15 protein-coding genes are annotated in these 21,044 nt (G+C 38.7%); all 15 read left to right on the forward strand.

All coding sequences use genetic code 11. From position 1 onward, the window contains the following. Positions 1-4 precede the first annotated feature (4 nt). Genes BM361_RS06755 through BM361_RS06825 form a run of 15 tightly spaced genes read left to right on the forward strand, consistent with a single transcriptional unit; the run spans position 5 to position 21,013 of the window. Positions 5-2,254: an alpha-L-fucosidase gene (locus BM361_RS06755; RefSeq protein ID WP_038265951.1), complete on the forward strand. Its 2,250-nt coding sequence runs from the start codon at positions 5-7 to the stop codon at positions 2,252-2,254. Positions 2,255-2,266: 12 nt separating this feature from the next. After that, the gene (locus tag BM361_RS06760; protein ID WP_083425868.1) at positions 2,267-3,739 is read left to right on the forward strand and encodes an alpha-L-fucosidase; all 1,473 of its coding nucleotides are present in this window, start codon (positions 2,267-2,269) and stop codon (positions 3,737-3,739) included. A gap of 7 nt (positions 3,740-3,746) precedes the next feature. After that, positions 3,747-5,348 (forward strand): sulfatase family protein, encoded by a 1,602-nt coding sequence (locus BM361_RS06765; protein WP_074977847.1) that lies wholly within the window; start codon positions 3,747-3,749, stop codon positions 5,346-5,348. Between the two features lie 12 nt (positions 5,349-5,360). After that, the gene (locus BM361_RS06770; RefSeq protein WP_038265691.1) at positions 5,361-6,215 is read left to right on the forward strand and encodes a fumarylacetoacetate hydrolase family protein; all 855 of its coding nucleotides are present in this window, start codon (positions 5,361-5,363) and stop codon (positions 6,213-6,215) included. 43 nt (positions 6,216-6,258) lie between these two features. Beyond that, positions 6,259-7,680, forward strand: a complete 1,422-nt coding sequence (locus BM361_RS06775) for a sulfatase family protein (protein WP_254785743.1) — start codon at positions 6,259-6,261, stop codon at positions 7,678-7,680. 29 nt (positions 7,681-7,709) lie between these two features. Beyond that, positions 7,710-9,140 carry a sialate O-acetylesterase gene (locus tag BM361_RS06780; protein ID WP_074977769.1) on the forward strand — a complete coding sequence of 477 codons (1,431 nt, stop codon included), beginning with the start codon at positions 7,710-7,712 and terminating at the stop codon, positions 9,138-9,140. 14 nt (positions 9,141-9,154) lie between these two features. Further along, a complete protein-coding gene (locus tag BM361_RS16940) occupies positions 9,155-11,320 on the forward strand; it encodes a GDSL-type esterase/lipase family protein (RefSeq protein WP_175496550.1) in 2,166 nt (721 codons plus the stop codon). Then, on the forward strand, positions 11,317-12,144 hold the full coding sequence (locus BM361_RS06790; protein ID WP_074977770.1) for an amidohydrolase family protein: 828 nt from the start codon (positions 11,317-11,319) through the stop codon (positions 12,142-12,144). The genes BM361_RS16940 and BM361_RS06790 overlap by 4 nt, the downstream gene beginning before the upstream one ends. Continuing rightward, on the forward strand, positions 12,131-14,503 hold the full coding sequence (locus BM361_RS06795; RefSeq protein WP_074977772.1) for a glycoside hydrolase family 95 protein: 2,373 nt from the start codon (positions 12,131-12,133) through the stop codon (positions 14,501-14,503). Before BM361_RS06790 ends, BM361_RS06795 begins: the two co-directional genes overlap by 14 nt. A gap of 11 nt (positions 14,504-14,514) precedes the next feature. Next, a complete protein-coding gene (locus BM361_RS06800) occupies positions 14,515-15,846 on the forward strand; it encodes an alpha-L-fucosidase (RefSeq protein WP_074977773.1) in 1,332 nt (443 codons plus the stop codon). Positions 15,847-15,889: 43 nt separating this feature from the next. After that, on the forward strand, positions 15,890-17,419 hold the full coding sequence (locus tag BM361_RS06805; protein WP_254785745.1) for a sulfatase: 1,530 nt from the start codon (positions 15,890-15,892) through the stop codon (positions 17,417-17,419). Positions 17,420-17,440: 21 nt separating this feature from the next. Then, positions 17,441-18,508, forward strand: coding sequence for a glycoside hydrolase family protein (locus BM361_RS06810; protein ID WP_074977776.1), 1,068 nt, complete (start codon positions 17,441-17,443; stop codon positions 18,506-18,508). 28 nt (positions 18,509-18,536) lie between these two features. Beyond that, positions 18,537-19,319, forward strand: a complete 783-nt coding sequence (locus BM361_RS06815; protein WP_074977778.1) for an L-fucose dehydrogenase — start codon at positions 18,537-18,539, stop codon at positions 19,317-19,319. Between the two features lie 9 nt (positions 19,320-19,328). Then, positions 19,329-20,672 carry an L-fucose:H+ symporter permease gene (fucP, locus tag BM361_RS06820; RefSeq protein WP_074977779.1) on the forward strand — a complete coding sequence of 448 codons (1,344 nt, stop codon included), beginning with the start codon at positions 19,329-19,331 and terminating at the stop codon, positions 20,670-20,672. Positions 20,673-20,677: 5 nt separating this feature from the next. Further along, a complete protein-coding gene (locus BM361_RS06825) occupies positions 20,678-21,013 on the forward strand; it encodes an L-rhamnose mutarotase (protein ID WP_074977850.1) in 336 nt (111 codons plus the stop codon). The last annotated feature ends 31 nt before the right edge of the window (positions 21,014-21,044 follow it).

Below are 21,044 nucleotides of genomic sequence, written 5' to 3' on the forward strand. Positions count from 1 at the left end.
ACCCATGAAAGAAAAAAGTTTAATAATTGGAATATTTGTCAGCGTTTTGTTTATCGCATCGTGTTCTAAGGTTAAGGTGGCCGAGGAGAATTTGATGCTGGTAAACAATACAATTACGGTTGATACTGATGATACGAAAGACTCCATTGTTTTAAAAGCAGCACATGTAGTTCCTACTCCGAATCAGTTTGAGGCTCAAAAAGATGAATTCATAGCATTTGTGCATTTTGGTCCAAATACCTTTACCCGAAAAGAATGGGGTGATGGAATGGAGGATCCAAAAATATTCGATTTAAAAGAGTTGGATACAGATCAGTGGTGTGAAGCCATGAAATCTGCGGGGATGACAAAAGTTATTCTTACGGTTAAACATCACGATGGTTTTTGTTTGTGGCAAAGCAGATACACGGACCATGGCATTATGTCTACTGGTTTTCGAGATGGAGAAGGAGATGTTTTAAAGGATTTATCGAAATCTTGTGAGAAGTATGGTTTAAAACTTGGAGTTTATCTTTCTCCGGCCGATCTGTATCAGATTGAAAGCCCTGATGGACTATATGGAAATTTAAGTAAAACTACAAAAAGAACGATCCCAAGACCTGTTGAAGGTCGTCCATTCGAAAACAAAACAACATTTGAGTTTGAGGTGGATGATTACAACGAGTATTTTTTAAATCAATTATTTGAGTTACTTACGGAGTATGGACCGGTACATGAAGTTTGGTTTGACGGAGCTCACCCGAAACGTAAAGGAGGTCAACAATATAATTATTTAGCCTGGAAAGAGTTAATTCAGACGCTCGCTCCTAAGGCGGTTATTTTTGGAAAACAAGACATCAGATGGTGCGGTAATGAAGCTGGTGCCACCAGAGATACCGAATGGAATGTCATTCCATATAAAGAAGATCCGAATGATATGAATCGTTTTGGAGATCTTACAGCAAAAGATCTGGGAAGTAGAGAAAAGTTATATGAAGGGAAATATCTACACTATCAACCAGCTGAAACCAATACTTCAATCAGAGCGGGATGGTTTTACAGAGATGATACTGATCAGGAAGTTAGAGGTGTAGACGATGTTTTTGATATGTATGAGCGTACTGTTGGCGGTAATTCGATTTTCTTGTTGAATATTCCTCCTAATAGAGAGGGGAGATTTTCTGCAAGAGATGTTGAGGTGTTAAGAGAAGTTGGTGAGCGTATTAAAGAAACCTATACTGAAAATAAACTTGCTGGCGCTATGGGTGCTTCAGAGGTGTCAGATGACAATGAAGACACCTATGTTGTATTAGATCAGGTTAATAATGTAGTTGAATTAGAAACTGCTGAACCAGTAACAATTAACCGTGTAGTTGTTCAGGAAAAAATTGATACCCATAGTGAACGCATCGAAGCGCATACACTGGAGGCTTTTATTGATAATCAGTGGCAAACGATTACCAAGGCTTCAAATGTAGGTTATAAAAGAATATTGAGGTTTCCGGAAGTTACCTCGAACAGGTTTCGTATAAAAGTAGAGAAGTCTAGATTTAACCCTGCGATTTCTTTTATAGGGGGGTATTATTATGAATCAAGACCACCACAGCTAACCATTTCAAGAACCATTGATGGTCAGGTAACTATTACACCTAAAAAAGATGGCTTTAGCTGGAAGCCTCACGGTGAAAATGTTCAGGAAAATATTAATTCTAATCTGGAAATCAGATATACTACAGATGGTTCAGATCCTAACAGAAGTTCGGATGTATATGATAAAGCATTTGACCTTCCTTTTGGTGAGGTGAAAGCTGTAGCTTTTGCTAAGGATCAGCAAGGTGATGTTACTTCTGAAATATTTGGGATTATCAAAAGTGGTTGGAAAATTACAGAAGTGGATAGCGAAGAAGAAAAACATGCTTCGGATAAAAGCATAGATGCCTCTGCAGCAACGTATTGGAAGTCGAAAAAAGGTTCAGCATCACATTTTATAATTGTTGATTTAGGAAAGGAAGAAGAGTTTAATGGATTCGCTTATACTCCACAGCAGGAAAATGCTGAGGGAATGCTTGAAAAAGGGGTGTTCTCGGTAAGTAAGGATGGAAAGAACTGGCAACAGGTTTCAGCGTTTGAATTCGGGAATCTGATAAATGATCCGGTAACCAGGAGGTTTAATTTTAAGAACCCTGCTGTGGGAAGATATATTAAAATTCAATCGACCAGGATAGCCGGAGGTGATAGTAGCTTGGCAATAGCTGAATTGGATATTATCAAATAAAAGCAACGACTTATGAGAAAGATATGGGTTTTTGTTTTAATAATGATGCTACTTTTCGGTAGTGAAAAGCTTACAGCACAAAAAAAATACGAGCCAACATGGGAGTCTATAGACAGTAGAAAAACTCCGGATTGGTTTGGTAATGCTAAGTTTGGAATATTTATTCATTGGGGACCTTATTCGGTGCCTGCCTGGTCTCCTAAAGGGACTTATTCTGAGTGGTACCAATATTGGCTTCAGAACAAAACCCTATTTGGTAATGGTAATTTTAAAGGTGATGAGGTAGTTAACTATCACGAAAAAACCTATGGTAAGGATTTTACTTATTATGATTTTGGTGAAATGTTTACGGCAGATCTATTTGAACCAGATGCATGGGCAACTTTATTTAAAAACTCTGGAGCTAAATACATCGTGTTGACCTCTAAGCATCACGATGGTTATACCCTCTGGCCAAATAAAGAAGCCAACGACAGGGGCTTTGCCTGGAATAGTATGGAGGTTGGAGCTAAAAGAGATCTCGTTGGTGAACTTTCAAAATCTGTTAAAGCTGTGGGCCTTAAAATGGGATTGTATTATTCCCTTTATGAGTGGTACCATCCATGGTGGCAGCAGGATAAAGAACGATTTGTGAATGATCATTTCCTGCCTCAGGTTAAAGACCTGGTTACTAAATATGAGCCAGATGTATTATGGGCAGATGGAGAATGGGATATGGATGCTGACAAATGGAAATCTAAGGAATTATTAGCTTGGCTGTTTAATGAATCTAAAGTGAAGAATTCCATCGTTATAAATGATAGATGGGGTAAAGGTGTGAGGAAACATCATGGAGGTTTTTTTACCACGGAGTATGAGTCTGAAGCTCCAGAATTTACTCGTCCCTGGGAAGAATGCCGAGGAATGGGTTTTTCTTTTGGTTATAACCAAAATGAAGATGCCCAAGATTATAATTCATCTAAATCTCTTGTGTTAATGCTTATTAATGTGGTAAGTACAGGAGGTAATTTACTATTGGATATTGGACCGGATGCCAGGGGGAATATACCGCCGATTATGCAAGATCGACTTTTAGACATTGGTAAATGGTTAAAGGTAAATGGCGAAGCTATATATAATACAAGACCCTGGAAAGATTCTTTCCAATGGTCTAAAGGTGAGCAAAACTATAAGCCTAAACAACACTATTTGGGTGGCGATTTTATATTGAAGCAAACGATAGATCCTGAACCGGGTTATGCTGTGAAAGAGTTATTTTTTACTCAAAATGATGAGGCTTATTATGTGATTCTACCAAAATGGTATCCAAAGGAAATAATGATTAAAGGGTTTGAATCATCTAAACCTAGTAAGGTTACGTTTTTAGCAACTGGAGAGGAATTGAAATGGAAAAAGTCAGAGAATAACCTTAGCATACAAATGCCGGAATATTACCCGTCTAAAGTGGAATCAGATTATGCATTTGTTTTTAAAATTTGGAAATAATACAATAATGAAGAGAGTCGTAATTTATTTAGTCATCACTTTAGGACTGGTCTTAACCTTAAGCATTTTTTCATGTAAAGGGAAAGAATCATCACCTAAGGAGGAGGTAAAAAACAGGCAATTACCAAATATCATATATGTCCTTGCCGACGATTTGGGGTATGGCGATATTCAAGCCTTTAATTCAGAAGGGAAAATAAAAACTCCTCATCTTAACAGATTGGCAGAGGAGGGAATGCGATTCACGGATGCACATACTTCTTCTGCAGTTTGTACCCCAACAAGGTATGGTATTTTAACCGGGAGATACAATTGGAGAAGTCCCCTGAAAAATGGAGTTTTAACCGGAACCTCCGAAGCACTGATTCCTAACGACAGGGAGACTGTAGCCTCTTTATTAAAGCGTAACGGGTATCATACGGCCTATATTGGTAAATGGCATTTAGGATGGAACTGGGCGAAAAAAGATGCTGTGAAGGGGCTCGGACCAGGGTGGAATGATACCGATTATGAAAATATAGATTTTGAAGCTCCCATTACCAATTCACCAAACGATCTCGGTTTTAATTATGCTTATGGGCATTCAGGTTCTCTGGATATGGCACCCTATGTGTATGTAGAAAATGAGAAGGTAACTGCACAGCCAAACAGGGTTACAGTAAACAAAAGTAAGTACGGATGGTGGAGAAAAGGACCAACCGGAGCAGATTTTGAACACGAGCAGGTGACGCCTCATTTTTTTGAAAAATCATATCAATATATTCAGGAGCAGGCAAAATCGGAGCAGCCATTCTTTTTATACTTACCATTACCCTCGCCTCATACGCCTGTATTACCAACTGAAGAGTGGCAAGGTAAAAGCGGGATGAATCCGTATGCTGATTTTATGATGATGATAGATGATTATATGGGACAACTTGTACAAGTGATCAAAGAGGCTGGAATCGAAAAAAACACCCTTATTGTTTTTACAAGCGATAATGGATGTTCACCTCAGGCTGATTTTGAGGTGCTGGCTGAATATGGCCACGACCCGAGTTCTATTTACAGAGGTCATAAGGCAGATATTTATGAAGGAGGGCATAGGGTACCATTTATTGTAAAATGGCCTGCTCTTATTAAAGCTGGATCCGTTTCTGATAAAACCATTTGTACTACTGATTTTATGGCTACATGTGCGGCGATAGTTGAGGAGAATCTTTTAGATAGTGCGGCTGAAGATAGTTTTTCAATGTTGCCATTGTTGAAAGATTCCAACACAGATGGATATAAGCGCGAGGTGACCATTCACCATTCAATTAATGGAAGTTTTGCAATTAGAAAAGGAAAGTGGAAACTCATATTCTGTGCGGGATCCGGTGGATGGAGTTATCCAAAACCTAACTCAAAGGATATAGACGCATTGCCTGAATTTCAGTTATACGATTTGGAGAAAGATCCTTCAGAGACTACCAACCTGGTAGGTTCTGAAGCAAAAGTAGTTAATGAATTAAAGTCACTGATGGTTTCAGCCATCGAAAATGGACGAACTACTCCTGGGGTCAATCAGCAAAATGATGCACCTATGAATGGAAAAAAATGGAAACAAATTGAAATATTTAACAAGTAAATATAGCGAACAATGAAATTAATAAGATTTGGAGAGCCTGGAAATGAAAAACCAGGGGTAATTGTAGAAGGAAAAAGATTAGACGTTTCAGGTTTTGGTTCGGATTATACTGAACAGTTTTTTGAAACAGATGGTTTGAATCGTTTAAGCAAATGGTTAGAAGCCAACCAGGGAGATTGTCCACACGTGGATGAAGATGTACGTTTAGGGCCTCCAATTTGCCGTCCGTCGAAAATAGTTTGTGTTGGATTAAATTATGCCAAACATGCAGAAGAAAGTGGTATGGCTATACCGAAAGAGCCTGTATTGTTTTTTAAGTCAACTTCAGCTATAGTTGGGCCAAATGATGACCTGGTTATACCAAGAGGAAGTGAGAAAACTGATTGGGAAGTGGAGTTGGCAGTTATCGTTGGCAAAAAAGCATCGTATGTAACTGAAGAGGATGCGATGGATTATGTAGCGGGATATGCCGTGCATAACGATTATAGTGAAAGAGCATACCAATTGGAACGTGAGGGGCAATGGGTGAAAGGAAAAAGTAATGACACGTTTGCTCCTATTGGTCCATTTTTAGCAACAAAGGAGGAGATTCAAGATCCACATAACTTGAATTTATGGTTGAAACTTAATGGGGAAGAAATGCAAAATAGTAATACTTCAGATTTTGTTTTCGATATTCCGAAGTTAGTAAGTTATATCAGTGAGTTTATGACCTTGTTGCCGGGCGACGTTATATCGACGGGAACCCCTTTTGGTGTTGGTCTTGGACTAGATCCGCAACGTTATTTAAAACCTGGCGATGTAGTTGAATTGGGAATAGAAGGATTAGGTTCAGCTAAACAAGTAGCTAAAGCTTATAAACAATAAATTTTTTAGAATGCAATTTAAAAGGAGAATAATATTGGCTAGTATGATCGTATTATCTTTTTCTTGTAAAAGGGAAAAGACTATTGAAGAACGTTCGAAACCTAATATTATTTTCCTTTATACAGATGATCAAAGCTATAAAGATCTTCACGCACTTGGAAATACGGAGGTTATTACCCCTACCATGGATGCTTTGGTAGCTAAAGGGACTACCTTCACTAATGCTTATAATATGGGAGGCTGGAATGGCGCTATCTGTGTTGCTTCCCGGGCGATGATGATTAGTGGGAGAACTGTCTGGAATGCCCAACAGATCTCTAAAGAGTATAGTCAGAATAAAGCATTGGATAAAACCTGGCCCAGATTAATGGAAAAGGCAGGTTACGAGACATACATGACTGGTAAATGGCATGTTCAGGCTCAGCCAGACTCCATTTTTAATCATGTAGGACATGTTTTAAGGGGAATGCCATTTGATACACCTGAAGGTTATAACCGACCTCAAAATGAAAATGACACCCTATGGCAACCCTGGAAAAAAGAGTTTGGTGGATATTGGAAGGGAGGAAAACACTGGAGTGAATTGGTAAAAGATGATGCCTTATCTTTTATAGACAGTGCTAGTGTTAAAGACAAACCATTCTTCATGTATATAGCATTTAATGCGCCTCACGATCCAAGACAATCACCTAAAAAATATGTAGATATGTATCCTTTGGATAGTATAGAGATACCTGAAAGTTTTTTGCCAGAGTATCCCTATAAAGAAACCATGGGAGCAGGAAAAAATTTAAGGGATGAAAAGTTAGCACCTTTTCCAAGAACCCCTTATGCTGTAAAGGTTAATCGGCAGGAGTATTATGCAATAACAACGCATCTGGATGATCAGTTTAAATTGATTTGGGACAAACTCAAGGATAGTGGTCTCGAAAAAGATACCTATATCTTTTTTACCTCAGATCATGGACTTTCTGTAGGAGAACACGGATTGATGGGGAAACAAAACATGTATGATCACAGTGTACGGGTGCCATTAGTTATTGTCGGACCGGATATACCTGAGGGCAAAAAAGTTGAGCACGATGTTTACTTACAAGATTTAATGGCTACAGCTATTGATATCGCAGCGGTTGAAAAGCCTAACTATATTGAATTTAGCAGCCTCCTGCCTTTTATTCAAAATGACAATAAAAAAGGAACTTACGAGGCGATTTACGGGTGCTATGAAAAGAGCTCTCAACGAATGATCAGAAAAGATGGATTCAAGCTAATAGTATATCCGCGATCGGAAGAAATATTATTGTACGATTTAGAAAAGGACCCATTAGAATTAACCAATATAGCAGAAATGCCTGAGCAGGAAGATCGTGTAAAGGTTCTATTTGAAGATTTAATAGGGCTACAGCAAGAAATGAACGACTCATTGAATCTGCAACCGATTCTCGATAAATGGACCAAGATATAATATCAAATATTTGAACTTAAAAAGGCAATATGAAAGCGTTTAGTAGTAATGTGATTTTCGATTTTAACAGGTCAGTCAAACCATTGGCTTTTGTTTCTCTTCTATTGATTTCCTTGTCGGTTAATGCTAAAATTTGGCTTCCATCCATATTGTCTGATCATATGGTATTGCAGCAAAACAGTAATGTAACCTTATGGGGGTGGACGACTCAAACGGCCGAAACAATTTCCATTTCAACTTCATGGAGTGATAGTGTGTATACGACCAAGGCTTATCAAGGAAAATGGGCACTTAGCATACCAACTCCTGAAGCAGGAGGGCCATTTAATATATCTATAAAGGGACATGAAACGATTACGCTAAAAGATATTTTAATAGGAGAAGTTTGGTTTTGCTCCGGACAATCTAATATGGAATGGTCACCATTGAAAGGATTGGATAATGCAGAAAACGAAATTAAAGCAGCTGATTATCCGAAGATCAGATTTTTTTCGGTACGTAAGAAAAAGGCCGAATACAAACAAGATGATGCTGAGGGGTTATGGGAACTTTGTACCCCCGAAACGATGAAGGACTTCAGTTCTGTTGCCTATTTTTTTGGTCGTGAATTAAATACAAAACTTGATATACCGATTGGATTGATAAACTCTAGTTGGGGAGGGACTCCAGTAGAGGTTTGGATGGAAAAGCAAACAGTAGCATCAAACTCGGATTTGAAAAAGGCAGCCCAACAAATAAAAGATTATGTTTGGTGGCCAAATGCCCCGGGGGTAACTTACAATAGTATGGTGTATCCTTTTTTGAACTTCACCATTGCTGGAACGATATGGTATCAGGGAGAATCTAACAGAGATATTGCGGATAGCTATTATAAATCGTTTCCGTTACTTATAGAAACCTGGCGCGATGCCTGGAAAAAGGACTTTCCATTTTACTTTGTACAGATAGCTCCATTTAAATACGGTGATTCTAAGACAAATCGAGAAGCCGCATTTGTAAGGGATGCTCAATTGAATACTTTGAAAACCGTTTCAAATACAGGCATGGCAATCACAAATGATATTGGAGATCTTACCAATATTCATCCTACGAATAAACAAGACGTCGGTAAAAGATTAGCGCTATGGGCCTTGGCTAAAACCTATGGTGTTAAAGGTATCGATTATAGTGGACCTTTATATAGTGATTACGAGATCTACAGAAATAAAATTTTAGTGAGTTTTGACCATGTCGAAAAATTAATGACCAAACAACGACATATTAGCTGTTTTGAAATTGCAGGTGAGGATAAGGTTTTCTATCCTGCTAAAGCTAAGATTAAAGGAAATAAAGTACAGGTGTGGGCAAAAGAAGTGCCAAATCCTGTTGCTGTTCGATTTGGTTTCACAAACGAGGCTTTGCCAAGTTTATTTGATGAATCCGGTCTTCCTGCATCTGCCTTTAGAACAGATAATTGGTAATTGAAATAAGGTATATGAAACTTCAAATTGGACTTATGTATTTTAAAAAAGTATTTACCTCTGTGTTTATACTTTTTATGCTTATAAATGGATATGGCCAAATTTCCGTTGGCGAGCGCGTTAAAATTGCCTGTGTAGGTAATAGTATCACCTATGGAATGAATGTAGAAAACAGGAATCATAATTCTTATCCAGCTCAGTTACAAGCTATGTTGGGAGATAATTACCTCGTTGAGAATTTCGGTGTAAGCAGCAGAACCTTAACAAGAAAAGGGAATTATCCATATTGGAAGGAGGATGCTTTTAAAAAAGCGTTAGCTTTTAAGGCTGATATAGTGTTCATTAAATTAGGATCAAATGATGCCAAGGCTGTTAACAGGATTCATTTAGAGGATTATGAAAGTGATTATAAAGCATTGATAAATGAGTTTAAGGTTGCGAACCCTAAATCGCGTATCGTACTGATCTATCCATTGCCTTCTTTTCATTCAGACACCACCTATATATGGGAACCGGTTATTAGGGATCAGATCATTCCAAAAATTAAAAAGGTTGCCTACGATACCGGAGTAGAAACGGTAGATATGCATCAATTATTTATGGATAAATCCAATTTGGTTCCCGACAAAATTCATCCAAATTCTTTAGGAGCAACCATAATGGCCAGGCGTTTGTATGAAGTTGTTAAGCAAAGTTCTGTTGAAAAAATAAAGATAACGTCCTCTGAGGATGTAAAAGATATCCGCAGGTCTGATTTTCATGGTTATAACCAGTATGATTTTATATTTAAGGGAAATGCAGTAAAAATAGTTTTCCCAAAAAAGCCGGCAGTGGGTAAGCCATGGATCTGGAGAGCTCGTTTTTTTGGTCATGAACCTCAGACGGATATTGCCCTTTTGGAAAGAGGATTTTATGTGGTGTATAGTGATGTGGCCAATTTGTATGGATCGGATGAAGCCATACAACGATGGAATCGGTTTTATAAGTATTTACAGGAACAAGGCTTTGCGAAGAAGGGAGCTATAGAAGCCATGAGTAGAGGCGGACTCATCGCTTATAATTGGGCGGCTAAAAACCCGGATAAAGTAGCTTGTGTTTATGCAGATGCTCCCGTGTTAGATATTTTGAGTTGGCCAATAGGAAACGGGAAATACAAAGGAAGCTTAAAGGATACCGAACAACTTAAAAAAGTATATGGGTTAACCGCTGATGAGGACTTATATAGATTCAAAGGAAGTCCAATTAACAAGGTGAAGAGAATAGTTCGTGGAAAGTATCCGATGTTGCATGTATGTGGAGCAGATGATGCAGTGGTTCCTCTCGATGAAAATACACAGCCTTTTACTCGGAATATCCGTAATTCAGGTGGCGATATTCGAACCATCTTCAAAGAGAACAACGGACATCATCCTCATAGTTTGAAGAATCCAACCGTTATTGTGAACTTTATACTGGAAGCTACAAACCAGAAGCTGAATCTCGCAGTTGTGCCAGCCCCGTCAGGCGAATTCAGGTCTGGAGCAGGCTGGACTAAAGGTACTGATTGGTGGAAACAGGCTGAAGACATAGATTCTATTTGTGCCAATACAGAGGACGCAGATATATTACTTATCGGAAATTCAATAACGCAGGGCTGGGGTAGTAATCGACCCCATGTGACTTATAAGCCGGGTAAGAGCGTACTCGATTCATTATTCCCAAATGAAAAAATAATCAATGCCGGTATTTCAGGCGACCGCACGCAAAATGTGCTTTACCGAATTAAGAACGGACACTATGAGAAGTGTCGTCCAAAGGTCGCAGTGATAACTATTGGAGTTAATAATTTCATTAATGATGATAATGCGGTTGAAATTGTAGCAGGTATTGAACGCATTGTGGAATTGGCAAGTTCAAAATTTTCATCTCAAACGAAAATTTTGCTTTTCGGACCGCTACCAACCGGTGTAGAATCAGACTCCGATCGCAGAATGAAATATAATACCATTCATAATCATTTAAAAAAGCTATCGCTACCTGACAACGTCATTTACTGTAATCCGGTTGAGGAGCTAACTGATGCCAATGGAACGTTGAATTTGGATTTATACAGTAATGACGGAATTCATCTGAAGCCGAAAGGATATAAGGTTTGGGGTGGATATATCGAAAATAGAATTAAAAATATTCAAACGAAATGAGACTAGATGCCCATCAACATTTTTGGAAGTTTGATCCGGTAAGAGATGCCTGGATTGATGAAACCATGGAGGTTATCAGAAAGGATTTTTTGCCAACTGATCTGGAGCCCATTTTACAAAAGAATAATATTGATGGTTGCATTGCAGTTCAAGCAGATCAATCTGAAATGGAGACGGCATTTTTATTGGATATAGCCCGGAACAATAATTTTGTTAAGGGGGTTGTAGGTTGGGTAGATCTTTTAGCTGATAATGTTGAGGACCGACTTGCACATTTTTCATCAAATAATAAATTAAAGGGTATTCGGCATATTGTACAAGCAGAACCCAACGACTTTATGTTGAGGTCTGATTTTCAAAATGGGATTAGCAAGCTTAGCCAGTTTGACCTTACCTATGACATATTGGTCTTTCCAAGGCAATTGCCGGCGGCCATTAAACTTGCGGAAAAATTTCCTGATCAAGCTTTCGTATTGGATCATATTGCTAAACCTGCAATTTCTTCAGGGATGGATAGAGAATGGCAGTCAGATATAAAGGAGCTTGCTACATGTGAAAATGTGTATTGTAAGGTATCAGGATTAGTTACCGAAACAAAAGATTTTCAATGGAGAGCGGAAGAGTTCACTCCTTTTCTGGATGTGGTTTTTGACAGCTTTGGAGCAGATCGATTATTATATGGCTCTGATTGGCCCGTATGTTTATTGTCTTCGCCATACGAGACTGTTTTGAAGATTATAGAAGATTATGTACCAAAAGAACACCATACCAAAATTTTTTACCAAAACACAGTTAATTTTTATAAACTAGATGAAAACTTATAAATATTTGATTTTTACCATGCTGGGTGCTTCCCTTTTTGGTTGCAAGAAAGAATCGATTACAGCTACTAATAACACACGCTTATGGTATGAGGAGCCGGCATCCAAGTGGATGGAGGCCTTACCGGTTGGGAACGGTAGATTAGGGGCAATGGTTTTTGGAGACACCAGGAATGAACATATCCAGCTCAACGAAGATTCCATGTGGTCCGGAGGACCTGATTGGGGTAATGCAAAAGGAAATAAAGAAGACCTTGAATACATCAGACAATTAATTCGTGACGGTAAAGTTCATGAGGCCGATAAAGAGATCATAAAGCGATTCTCTTATAAGTCGGTATTGCGTTCTCATCAAACCATGGGAGATTTGTACATCGACTTCCAAAATGAGGTTCCGGAAGCGGAAAACTATCAAAGGAGTTTAAGTTTAGATAGTGCTTTAGTGACAGTGAGTTATAAGTTGAATGGAAATAAGGTGGTAGAAAAGGTCTTTGCTTCTCGTCCTGATAATACCATGGTTGTTCATTTAGAAACGGATGCTGAAGAAGGTTTGGATTTTAATCTCAGACTTGACAGGCCAAAAGACAAGGGACGCCCAACGGTTACAGTATCTAATCCAGCCAACAATGAAATCAGTATGAAAGGGGTGGTTACCCAATTTGGCGGAAAAAAATTTTCTAATGCGTTTCCGATAGACTACGGGGTAAAGTTTGAAACGCGTTTAAAGGTACTGAACGAGTCAGGATCTGTTAGTGCAGAAAACGGAAAGCTTATATTAAAAGGGGTTCGTAAAGCCACGCTGTTTATCGTAGGAAATACTTCGTTTTACTCGGAAGATTACGCAAATGAAAATAATAATGACCTGGCAGCATTAGCGGGGAAATCGTTTGATGAATTATTGGAACGGCATGTAAATGACCATCAGTCACTATACAAGCGTGTAGCTTTCGAACTAGGAAATGATGCCCTGGATACCCTGCCAATAAATAAAAGATTAGCACGTTTAAAAGAAGGGCAATCAGACCCTGATTTGGCCGCAACCTTATTCCAATATGGGCGGTATTTGTTAATTGGTTCTTCCAGACCAGGAACTAATCCGGCTAATTTACAAGGCCTCTGGAATCAGCATATAGAAGCGCCGTGGAATGCAGATTATCATTTGAATATTAACCTTCAGATGAATTATTGGCCGTCTGGAGTTGCCAATCTGAGTGAATGTCAGGAGCCATTATTTGATTATGTTGACCGACTTATTGAGCGTGGTAAGATAACAGCCAAAGAGCAATACGGAATCAATAGAGGAGCCGTTGTTCATCATACCAGTGACTTATGGGCGGCACCCTGGATGAGGGCAGCAACGCCATTTTGGGGAGCATGGATTCACGGAGGTGGATGGATCGTACAACATTATTGGGAACATTACAGGTTTACTCAAGATGAACAATTTTTAAAAGAGCGCGGATATCCGGCTATGAAAGAGATTGCTTCTTTTTATTTAGATTGGTTGCAAAAGGATCCTGAATCAAACAAGTGGATTTCATATCCTGAAACTTCTCCTGAGAATTCTTACATCGCTGCTGACGGCAAATCTGCTGCAGTTTCTTATGGGGCTGCCATGGGTCATCAGATTATTGCAGAAGTTTTTGATAATGTGCTGGCATCGGCACAAATCTTAAATATTAATGACCCCTTCATAAAAGAAGTAGAGGAAAAAAGAACAGACTTATATCCGGGAGTAGTAGTCGGCAAAGAGGGTAGAATTCTCGAGTGGAATGAAGCCTATGAAGAACCAGAGAAAGGTCATAGACATATGTCTCACTTATATGCTTTACATCCGGGAGATGATATTACGGAAAATAATCCAGAGGCTTTTAAAGCAGCACAAAGAACGATTGATTATCGATTGGAACACGGAGGCGCGGGTACGGGCTGGAGTAGAGCCTGGATGATTAACTTTAACGCCCGATTACTGAATCCGGAAGCTGCTCAGGAAAATATTAAGAAGTTTTTTGAGATCTCTATTGCAGATAACTTATTTGATGAACACCCTCCTTTTCAAATAGATGGAAATTTTGGTTACACCGCTGGTGTTGCGGAATTATTGTTGCAATCTCATGAAGGATTTATCAGGCTTCTACCTGCCCTGCCTTCAAATTGGAGCGAAGGTAAAATAAGCGGCATCAAAGCAAGAGGTAATGTGGAGGTGAGCATGGAGTGGAAACAAAATGCATTGACCTCGGTTGCATTAAAGGCTCCCGTGGATAAATTGATCACATTGAAATATAAAAGCAAAAATATTGAGGTTGCTCTGGAGGCTAATAAAACACTGGTTTTAAACCAGAACTTAGAAATAATAAAATAAAAACATAATAAATGGTGAAAAGGTTACTGATACTGTTGTTGATTTTAGGGGTAACTCCTCTATCTGCCCAAAAAGCTAAAAAAGAAGAAGAGAATAAAATGCAATGGTTTAAAGATGCTAAGCTGGGTATCTTTATCCACTGGGGTTTATATGCGGTTAATGGAATTGATGAATCCTGGTCTTTTTTCAATGGTTACATTTCTCATCCTGATTATCTGAAACAAACCAATGGTTTTACAGCGAGTAATTACGATGCGGAACGATGGGTAAAATTAATTAAAAACAGCGGGGCAAAATATTCAGTGATTACGTCTAAACATCATGATGGTTTTGCCTTATGGGATTCGAAGTACGGTAGTTTTAATGCTGTAAAAAGTGCAGCAGCTAAAAAAGACGTACTTACTCCTTTTGTAGGTCAATTAAGAAAGAATGGATTAAAAGTAGGAATCTATTATTCACTACCGGATTGGTCTTATAATGACTACACTCATTTTAAACGCGATTCGTTGCGATATAAAATAGCTGAGGAACCAAAAAGATGGCAGAAATTCCTTGAATACTATCAAGGACAACTAAAAGAGTTATCGGATAATTATAATCCGGATCTCTATTGGTTCGATGGTGATTGGGAACATAATTCTGAAGAATGGCAGGCTCCAAAAGTGAGAAAGATGTTGCTTGACAGAAATCCAAACACCATTCTCAATTCAAGACTAAGAGAAGAAGGCGATTATGCTACCCCTGAACAAGGGATGCCTATTACCCGACCTGAGAGTAAATATTGGGAGCTATGCATTACAATGAATAATTCCTGGGGATTTCAAAAAAATGATCATGATTACAAGACAACAGATCAGATTATAGGAATTTTTTCTGATGTTATAGGTAATGGCGGTAATATGTTACTGGACATTGGTCCGAAGGCTGATGGTACCATTCCGGAGGAACAAGTTGAAATTTTAGAAGGATTAGGTCGATGGACAAATAAACACAAGGAGGCAATTTATGGTACGATAGCTGGAATTCCAAAGGAACACTATTACGGTGCCACTACTTTATCTAAGGACCGAAAGATCCTTTACCTTTTTGTAAAGGGAAATCCAGGAGGAGAAGTTGTTCTAAGAGGTTTAAAAAATAACATCAACCGAATCTGGGTTGTTGGGAATGGTACAAAATTATCGCATCAAGTGGTAGGTAAAGTTTATTGGAGTCATTATCCGGGGATTAAATATATAAAGGTACCCGAATATGTATTGGATGAGAATATGACGGTAATAGCTGTTCTGTTGGATGGAGAAGTAGATTTTTACCGTGAAGATGGGGCGGTAATAGAGAGCAATTAATTCATTTTAAAAGATAACTTGTTTTACATATATGAAAGGGAATTTGAAGATACTTATAGTATTAATTTTTTCAATCGTTATAGCTTGTAAAAAGCAGGATGAAAAAGTGGTAAAACCGGAACAACCAAATATTGTAATGTTTTTGGTTGACGATATGGGATGGCAAGATACTTCTGAACCATTTTGGGATCAGAAAACTCTTTTCAATGAAAGGTACCATACCCCGAATATGGAACGTCTTGCAAGAGCGGGTATGAAGTTTACCCAGGCCTATGCTACTCCCATTTGTTCTCCAACAAGGGTGAGCCTTATGACGGGAATGAATGCCGCCCGGCATAGGGTTACGAATTGGACTTTAAAGAAAAATGCGTCCAATGATGCTAAAGATGAAGTATTGGATTTCCCCAAATGGAATGTAAATGGAATAGCTCCGGTGCCAGGTATTGAACGGACGGTATATGCCACTACTTTACCGCAGGTATTGAAGGATCATGGATATTTTACGGTTCATGCCGGGAAAGCGCATTTTGGAGCGATCGGAACTCCTGGGGAAAGTCCATTAAACTTAGGTTTTGATGTAAATATTGCCGGACATGCGGCAGGAGCCCCTGAGAGTTATCTGGGTACTGAAAATTTTGGTAATGGTAAAAAAGGTAAAGAGGTTTGGGCAGTTCCCGGATTGGAAAAATATCATGGAGAGGATATCTTCTTAACCGAAGCACTTACGCTGGAGGCATTGACTTCTTTAGCTACTGCTCCGGAAAATAAGCCTTTCTTTTTATACATGTCTCATTATGCTGTGCATGCTCCTTTATATGGTGATAAAAGATTTATGCAAAAATATCTCGATAAAGGATTGGATGAAAAAGAAGCCAAATATGCAACAATGATAGAAGGGATGGATAAGAGTTTAGGAGATATTATGGACTATCTGGATAAAACAGGTCAAGCTGAAAATACCATTATTTTGTTTATGTCTGATAATGGAGGTTTGAGTGCGCATGCCAGAGGCGGGGAGCCAAATACACATAATAAGCCATTAGCGAGTGGAAAAGGATCAATGTATGAAGGAGGAATGAGAGAGCCTATGATCGTTAAATGGCCTGGTAAGGTAAAGCCTGGCACAGTGAGTAACGATAAGGTGATTATAGAAGACTTTTTCCCTACGATTATTGAAATGGCCGGAATTGAAAATCCCGAACTCGTTCAAAATGTGGATGGAGTGAGTTTTACTCCAATATTATCTGGCGCTCAAGGGCAGAATGAAAATCGTCCATTAATATGGCATTACCCTAACAAATGGGGTGGTTACGGGCCGGGTATCGGAACGGCAAGTGCAGTAAGAATGGGAGATTGGAAGTTAATTTACTTCTATAAAAACGAAACTTTTGAACTGTATAATATCGCAAACGATATAGGGGAACATACTAATTTAGCGAGTCAAAACCCGGAAAAGGTAAAGGCGTTGGCAGGAGTACTTTCTGATTTTTTGAGAGAGGTTGACGCACAGTTACCTTTAAGTAAGGAAACTCAAAAAGTAGTATCTTACCCTGACCAAAAATTAACCAAGTAAAACGTAATAATGAAGCTATTTATGAAGAAGTCTATTGTTGGTTTTAATTTAATATTATTGTTGTTTTTTTCATCGCTAATGTTTGCTCAAAACTTAACAGACGATTTAAGTTTTAGCGATCGGTTGGCACCAATAACTGAACAAAACTTCTTTAAATCATCAGATTATTATAACTGGGGTGTTTCCATTATAAAAGATGATGACGGATTATATCATAATTTTTATGCTCGGTGGCCTAAAAAGTTTGGTTTTTACTCTTGGTTAACCCATTCAGAGGTTGCTCATGCCACCTCACCGAACCCTTGGGGTCCGTGGACATATAAGGAGACAGTTTTGAAATCGAATGGCCCCGGACATTGGGATGCGGTAACCGTTCATAATCCAAAAATAAAGTACTTCGAAGGAACATATTACCTGTACTACATATCAACTAATTTTGGCGATAAGTCCTATACAGAGGACGAACTAATTGAAACAGCTAAAACGGGTTACAGGCATCCTAACTGGTCTGTTTTAAGAAATAACCAAAGAACTGGTCTGGCGGTAGCCAAAAGTATTGATGGCCCCTGGAAAAGGAGTTCGTCTGTATTGATTGAACCTTCGGGTCCAATAACAACGCTTACTGTAAATCCTGCTATTGCACAGGGTTCAGACGGGTTGTATTATATGGTTGTTAAAGGAGATAAACCCAATGAAAAACGATTTGTAAGAAATCAGGCTGTAGCGGTGAGTGAGAACCCTGCCGGACCTTTCGAAATTCAGGATAAACCCGTTATTGATTATCTGGATACGGAAGATGTTTCGATTTGGTTTGATAAATTAAGAAACCGATTTTATGGAATTTTTCATGCACCTGAAGGTTTCATAGGGCTCATAACTTCTGAGGATGGTAAAAACTGGAATAAGGCAAAAAATTACCGGTTAATGCCGAAAGAGCTAAAAATGAAAGATGGAACTGTCTTTAAGGCTGACAGGCTTGAACGTCCTTTTGTTTATACAGATAATGACGGTCAACCTGTGGTACTTTGTTTGGCGGCAAAAAAAGGCGATGATGCGTATTCGGTATTCATCCCAATAGATAAAGAATAACAGAAGATAAAAGCAATTAAAAATATTTATGAATTTAGAATTAAAAGATAAAATCATAATTGTAACCGGAGGATCCAAAGGGATAGGAAATGGTATTGTAAATGTTTTGGCAGCCGAGGGAGCATTTCCGGTTATAGTTGGCAGAAAAGAACCCGATGTTAAAAAAGCGGTTGAAGCAGTTGAAAATAATGGAGGTAAAGCGGGCTATGTTTTGGCAGAATTAACGGACCCGGCGCAATGTGAAAATGCGGTTGCAGAGATTATCGAAAAATACGGTCGTATAGACGGATTAGTAAATAATGCAGGGGTGAACGATGGAGTTGGATTAGAAAATGGCAATTATGAAGATTTCGTTCGTTCTATAAACAGAAACTTGACACATTATTATTTAATGGCCCATTATGCCCTTCCGGAGCTTAAGAAGTATAAAGGAGCCATTGTAAATATTGGTTCTAAAACGGCTGAAACTGGTCAGGGAGGAACCTCAGGATACGCCGCAGCCAACGGAGGCAGGAATGCTGCTACACGCGAATGGGCCGTAGAATTATTGCCATATAAAATTCGGGTTAATGCAGTCATTGTGGCCGAATGCTATACGCCTCTGTACGATAGATGGATAAAGACTTTTGATAATCCTGAAGAAAAACTGAAGTCCATAACAAGTAAGATTCCTTTAGAGAACCGAATGACGACAGCTGAGGAAATTGCCAATATGGTCGCTTTTTTATTATCACCAAAATCCAGTCATACCACTGGTCAGCTAATCTACGTAGATGGCGGCTACACACATTTAGACAGATCTCTAACTTAAACTATACTTATGGAAGTTAATCAAACTACTCAAACTACTCAAACAAAGCAGGTGACTGAAAAAATACCTGTGGTTTCAAAAAAGGTCCTCGTACCCTTTATACTAGTTACATCATTATTTGCACTATGGGGGTTTGCCAACGCAGTTACCGATCCCATGGTTCAGGCGTTTAAAAAAGTTCTTGAATTATCAAACTCTCAGGCAGCATGGGTACAAATGGCATTCTATGGCGGATATTTTTGTATGGCATTACCAGCGGCTATGTTCATGCGTAAATATTCATATAAGGTTGGTGTCTTAATCGGTCTTGCCTTATATGCAACTGGAGCCTTACTTTTTTATCCTGCGGCACAAACAGAAAGTTTTGTGTTTTTCTGTGTAGGTCTTTATATATTAACATTTGGACTGGCCTTTTTAGAGACAGCGGCGAATCCGTACGCATTGGCAATGGGCGCCAGAGAGACCGCAACTCAACGTTTAAACCTGGCTCAGGCCTTTAACCCTGTTGGATTAATTGCCGGGCTTTTTGTAGCACAACAATTTGTATTGAAGAATCTGCAGTCAGATGATATAGAGGATTTTAGTGCGCTGGATGAGGCAGCAAGATCTTTGATCAGAACCACAGATCTTATGGTTATAAGAGACCCCTATGTGATTTTAGGGCTGACTTTAGTGGTTATATTTGTGATCTTTCTGGTTAGCAAAATGCCTCAGGCCAAAGATGAGAATGGGATGCCTAGTATTGGAAGTACTTTTGCAGCTCTTGGTAAGAACAGGAAATATGTTTTAGGTGTATTGGCTCAGATATTATATGTAGGTGCTCAAATTATGTGTTGGACTTATATCTATCAATATGCCGAAGCTATTAGTATAGACGGGGTAACCGCAGGGTACTATCAAATGGCAGCCTTTATAATATTTACAGTCGGTAGAGCCATAGGTACCTATTTACTTCGTTTCATAAGTTCAGGACAGTTGCTTATGTCTTTTGCGATTCTAGCCATGGTTTGTACCTTAGGTACAATCTGGATTCATGGAATTGTTGGCCTCTATTGTTTGGTGGGAGTTTCTTTCTTTATGTCTCTAATGTTCCCAACGATTTACGGTATTGCTTTAGGTGATTTAACAGAAGAGCAATCTAAGGTAGGTTCTGCTGGGTTAATCATGGCCATTGTGGGTGGTGCATTAATGCCTAAACTTCAGGGTATGATCATTGATCTGGGTGGTCATGGAGTAAATGACACTACGATTGCAGGTGTTTCTGAGGTTAATTTCTCATTTATACTGCCAAGTATATGTTTCTTGTTCATAGCATTTTATGGAAGATTAGTTCATGTTAAATATAACGATTGATAATTATGAGTTCGAAAAGATATTGTTACGCACTTGACCTTATTAATGACGAAGAGTTAATTGCTGCTTATAAAAAATATCATGAAAATGTTTGGCCGGAAATTATTAAAGGCATAAAAGATTCAGGTATTACTTCAATGGAAATATATCATGTGGCCGATCGTTTGTTCATGATTATGGAAGTCAATGAATCCTTTTCATTTGAAAAGAAAGCGGAGATGGACGCCAATAACCCAAGAGAAAAAGAATGGCAAGACTTGATGTGGAAATATCAGAAAGCGCTACCCTGTGCAAAACCGGGTGAGAAATGGATTTTAATGGATCGAATATTTAAACTATAAAAGAGTTTTAGACTCAAGTACGAAAACAATG

Origin of the sequence: Zhouia amylolytica, assembly GCF_900116365.1 — a bacterium.
In the GTDB taxonomy this organism is placed as follows: domain Bacteria; phylum Bacteroidota; class Bacteroidia; order Flavobacteriales; family Flavobacteriaceae; genus Zhouia; species Zhouia amylolytica.

What these genes read in the sequence shown, in the direction of transcription:
- BM361_RS06755 (WP_038265951.1), top strand. Translation starts at nt 5, where the DNA reads ATGAAAGAAAAAAGTTTAATAATTGGAATATTTGTCAGCGTTTTGTTT.
- BM361_RS06760 (WP_083425868.1), top strand. Translation starts at nt 2,267, where the DNA reads ATGAGAAAGATATGGGTTTTTGTTTTAATAATGATGCTACTTTTCGGT.
- BM361_RS06765 (WP_074977847.1), top strand. Translation starts at nt 3,747, where the DNA reads ATGAAGAGAGTCGTAATTTATTTAGTCATCACTTTAGGACTGGTCTTA.
- BM361_RS06770 (WP_038265691.1), top strand. Translation starts at nt 5,361, where the DNA reads ATGAAATTAATAAGATTTGGAGAGCCTGGAAATGAAAAACCAGGGGTA.
- BM361_RS06775 (WP_254785743.1), top strand. Translation starts at nt 6,259, where the DNA reads ATGATCGTATTATCTTTTTCTTGTAAAAGGGAAAAGACTATTGAAGAA.
- BM361_RS06780 (WP_074977769.1), top strand. Translation starts at nt 7,710, where the DNA reads ATGAAAGCGTTTAGTAGTAATGTGATTTTCGATTTTAACAGGTCAGTC.
- BM361_RS16940 (WP_175496550.1), top strand. Translation starts at nt 9,155, where the DNA reads ATGAAACTTCAAATTGGACTTATGTATTTTAAAAAAGTATTTACCTCT.
- BM361_RS06790 (WP_074977770.1), top strand. Translation starts at nt 11,317, where the DNA reads ATGAGACTAGATGCCCATCAACATTTTTGGAAGTTTGATCCGGTAAGA.
- BM361_RS06795 (WP_074977772.1), top strand. Translation starts at nt 12,131, where the DNA reads ATGAAAACTTATAAATATTTGATTTTTACCATGCTGGGTGCTTCCCTT.
- BM361_RS06800 (WP_074977773.1), top strand. Translation starts at nt 14,515, where the DNA reads ATGGTGAAAAGGTTACTGATACTGTTGTTGATTTTAGGGGTAACTCCT.
- BM361_RS06810 (WP_074977776.1), top strand. Translation starts at nt 17,441, where the DNA reads ATGAAGAAGTCTATTGTTGGTTTTAATTTAATATTATTGTTGTTTTTT.
- BM361_RS06815 (WP_074977778.1), top strand. Translation starts at nt 18,537, where the DNA reads ATGAATTTAGAATTAAAAGATAAAATCATAATTGTAACCGGAGGATCC.
- fucP (WP_074977779.1), top strand. Translation starts at nt 19,329, where the DNA reads ATGGAAGTTAATCAAACTACTCAAACTACTCAAACAAAGCAGGTGACT.
- BM361_RS06825 (WP_074977850.1), top strand. Translation starts at nt 20,678, where the DNA reads ATGAGTTCGAAAAGATATTGTTACGCACTTGACCTTATTAATGACGAA.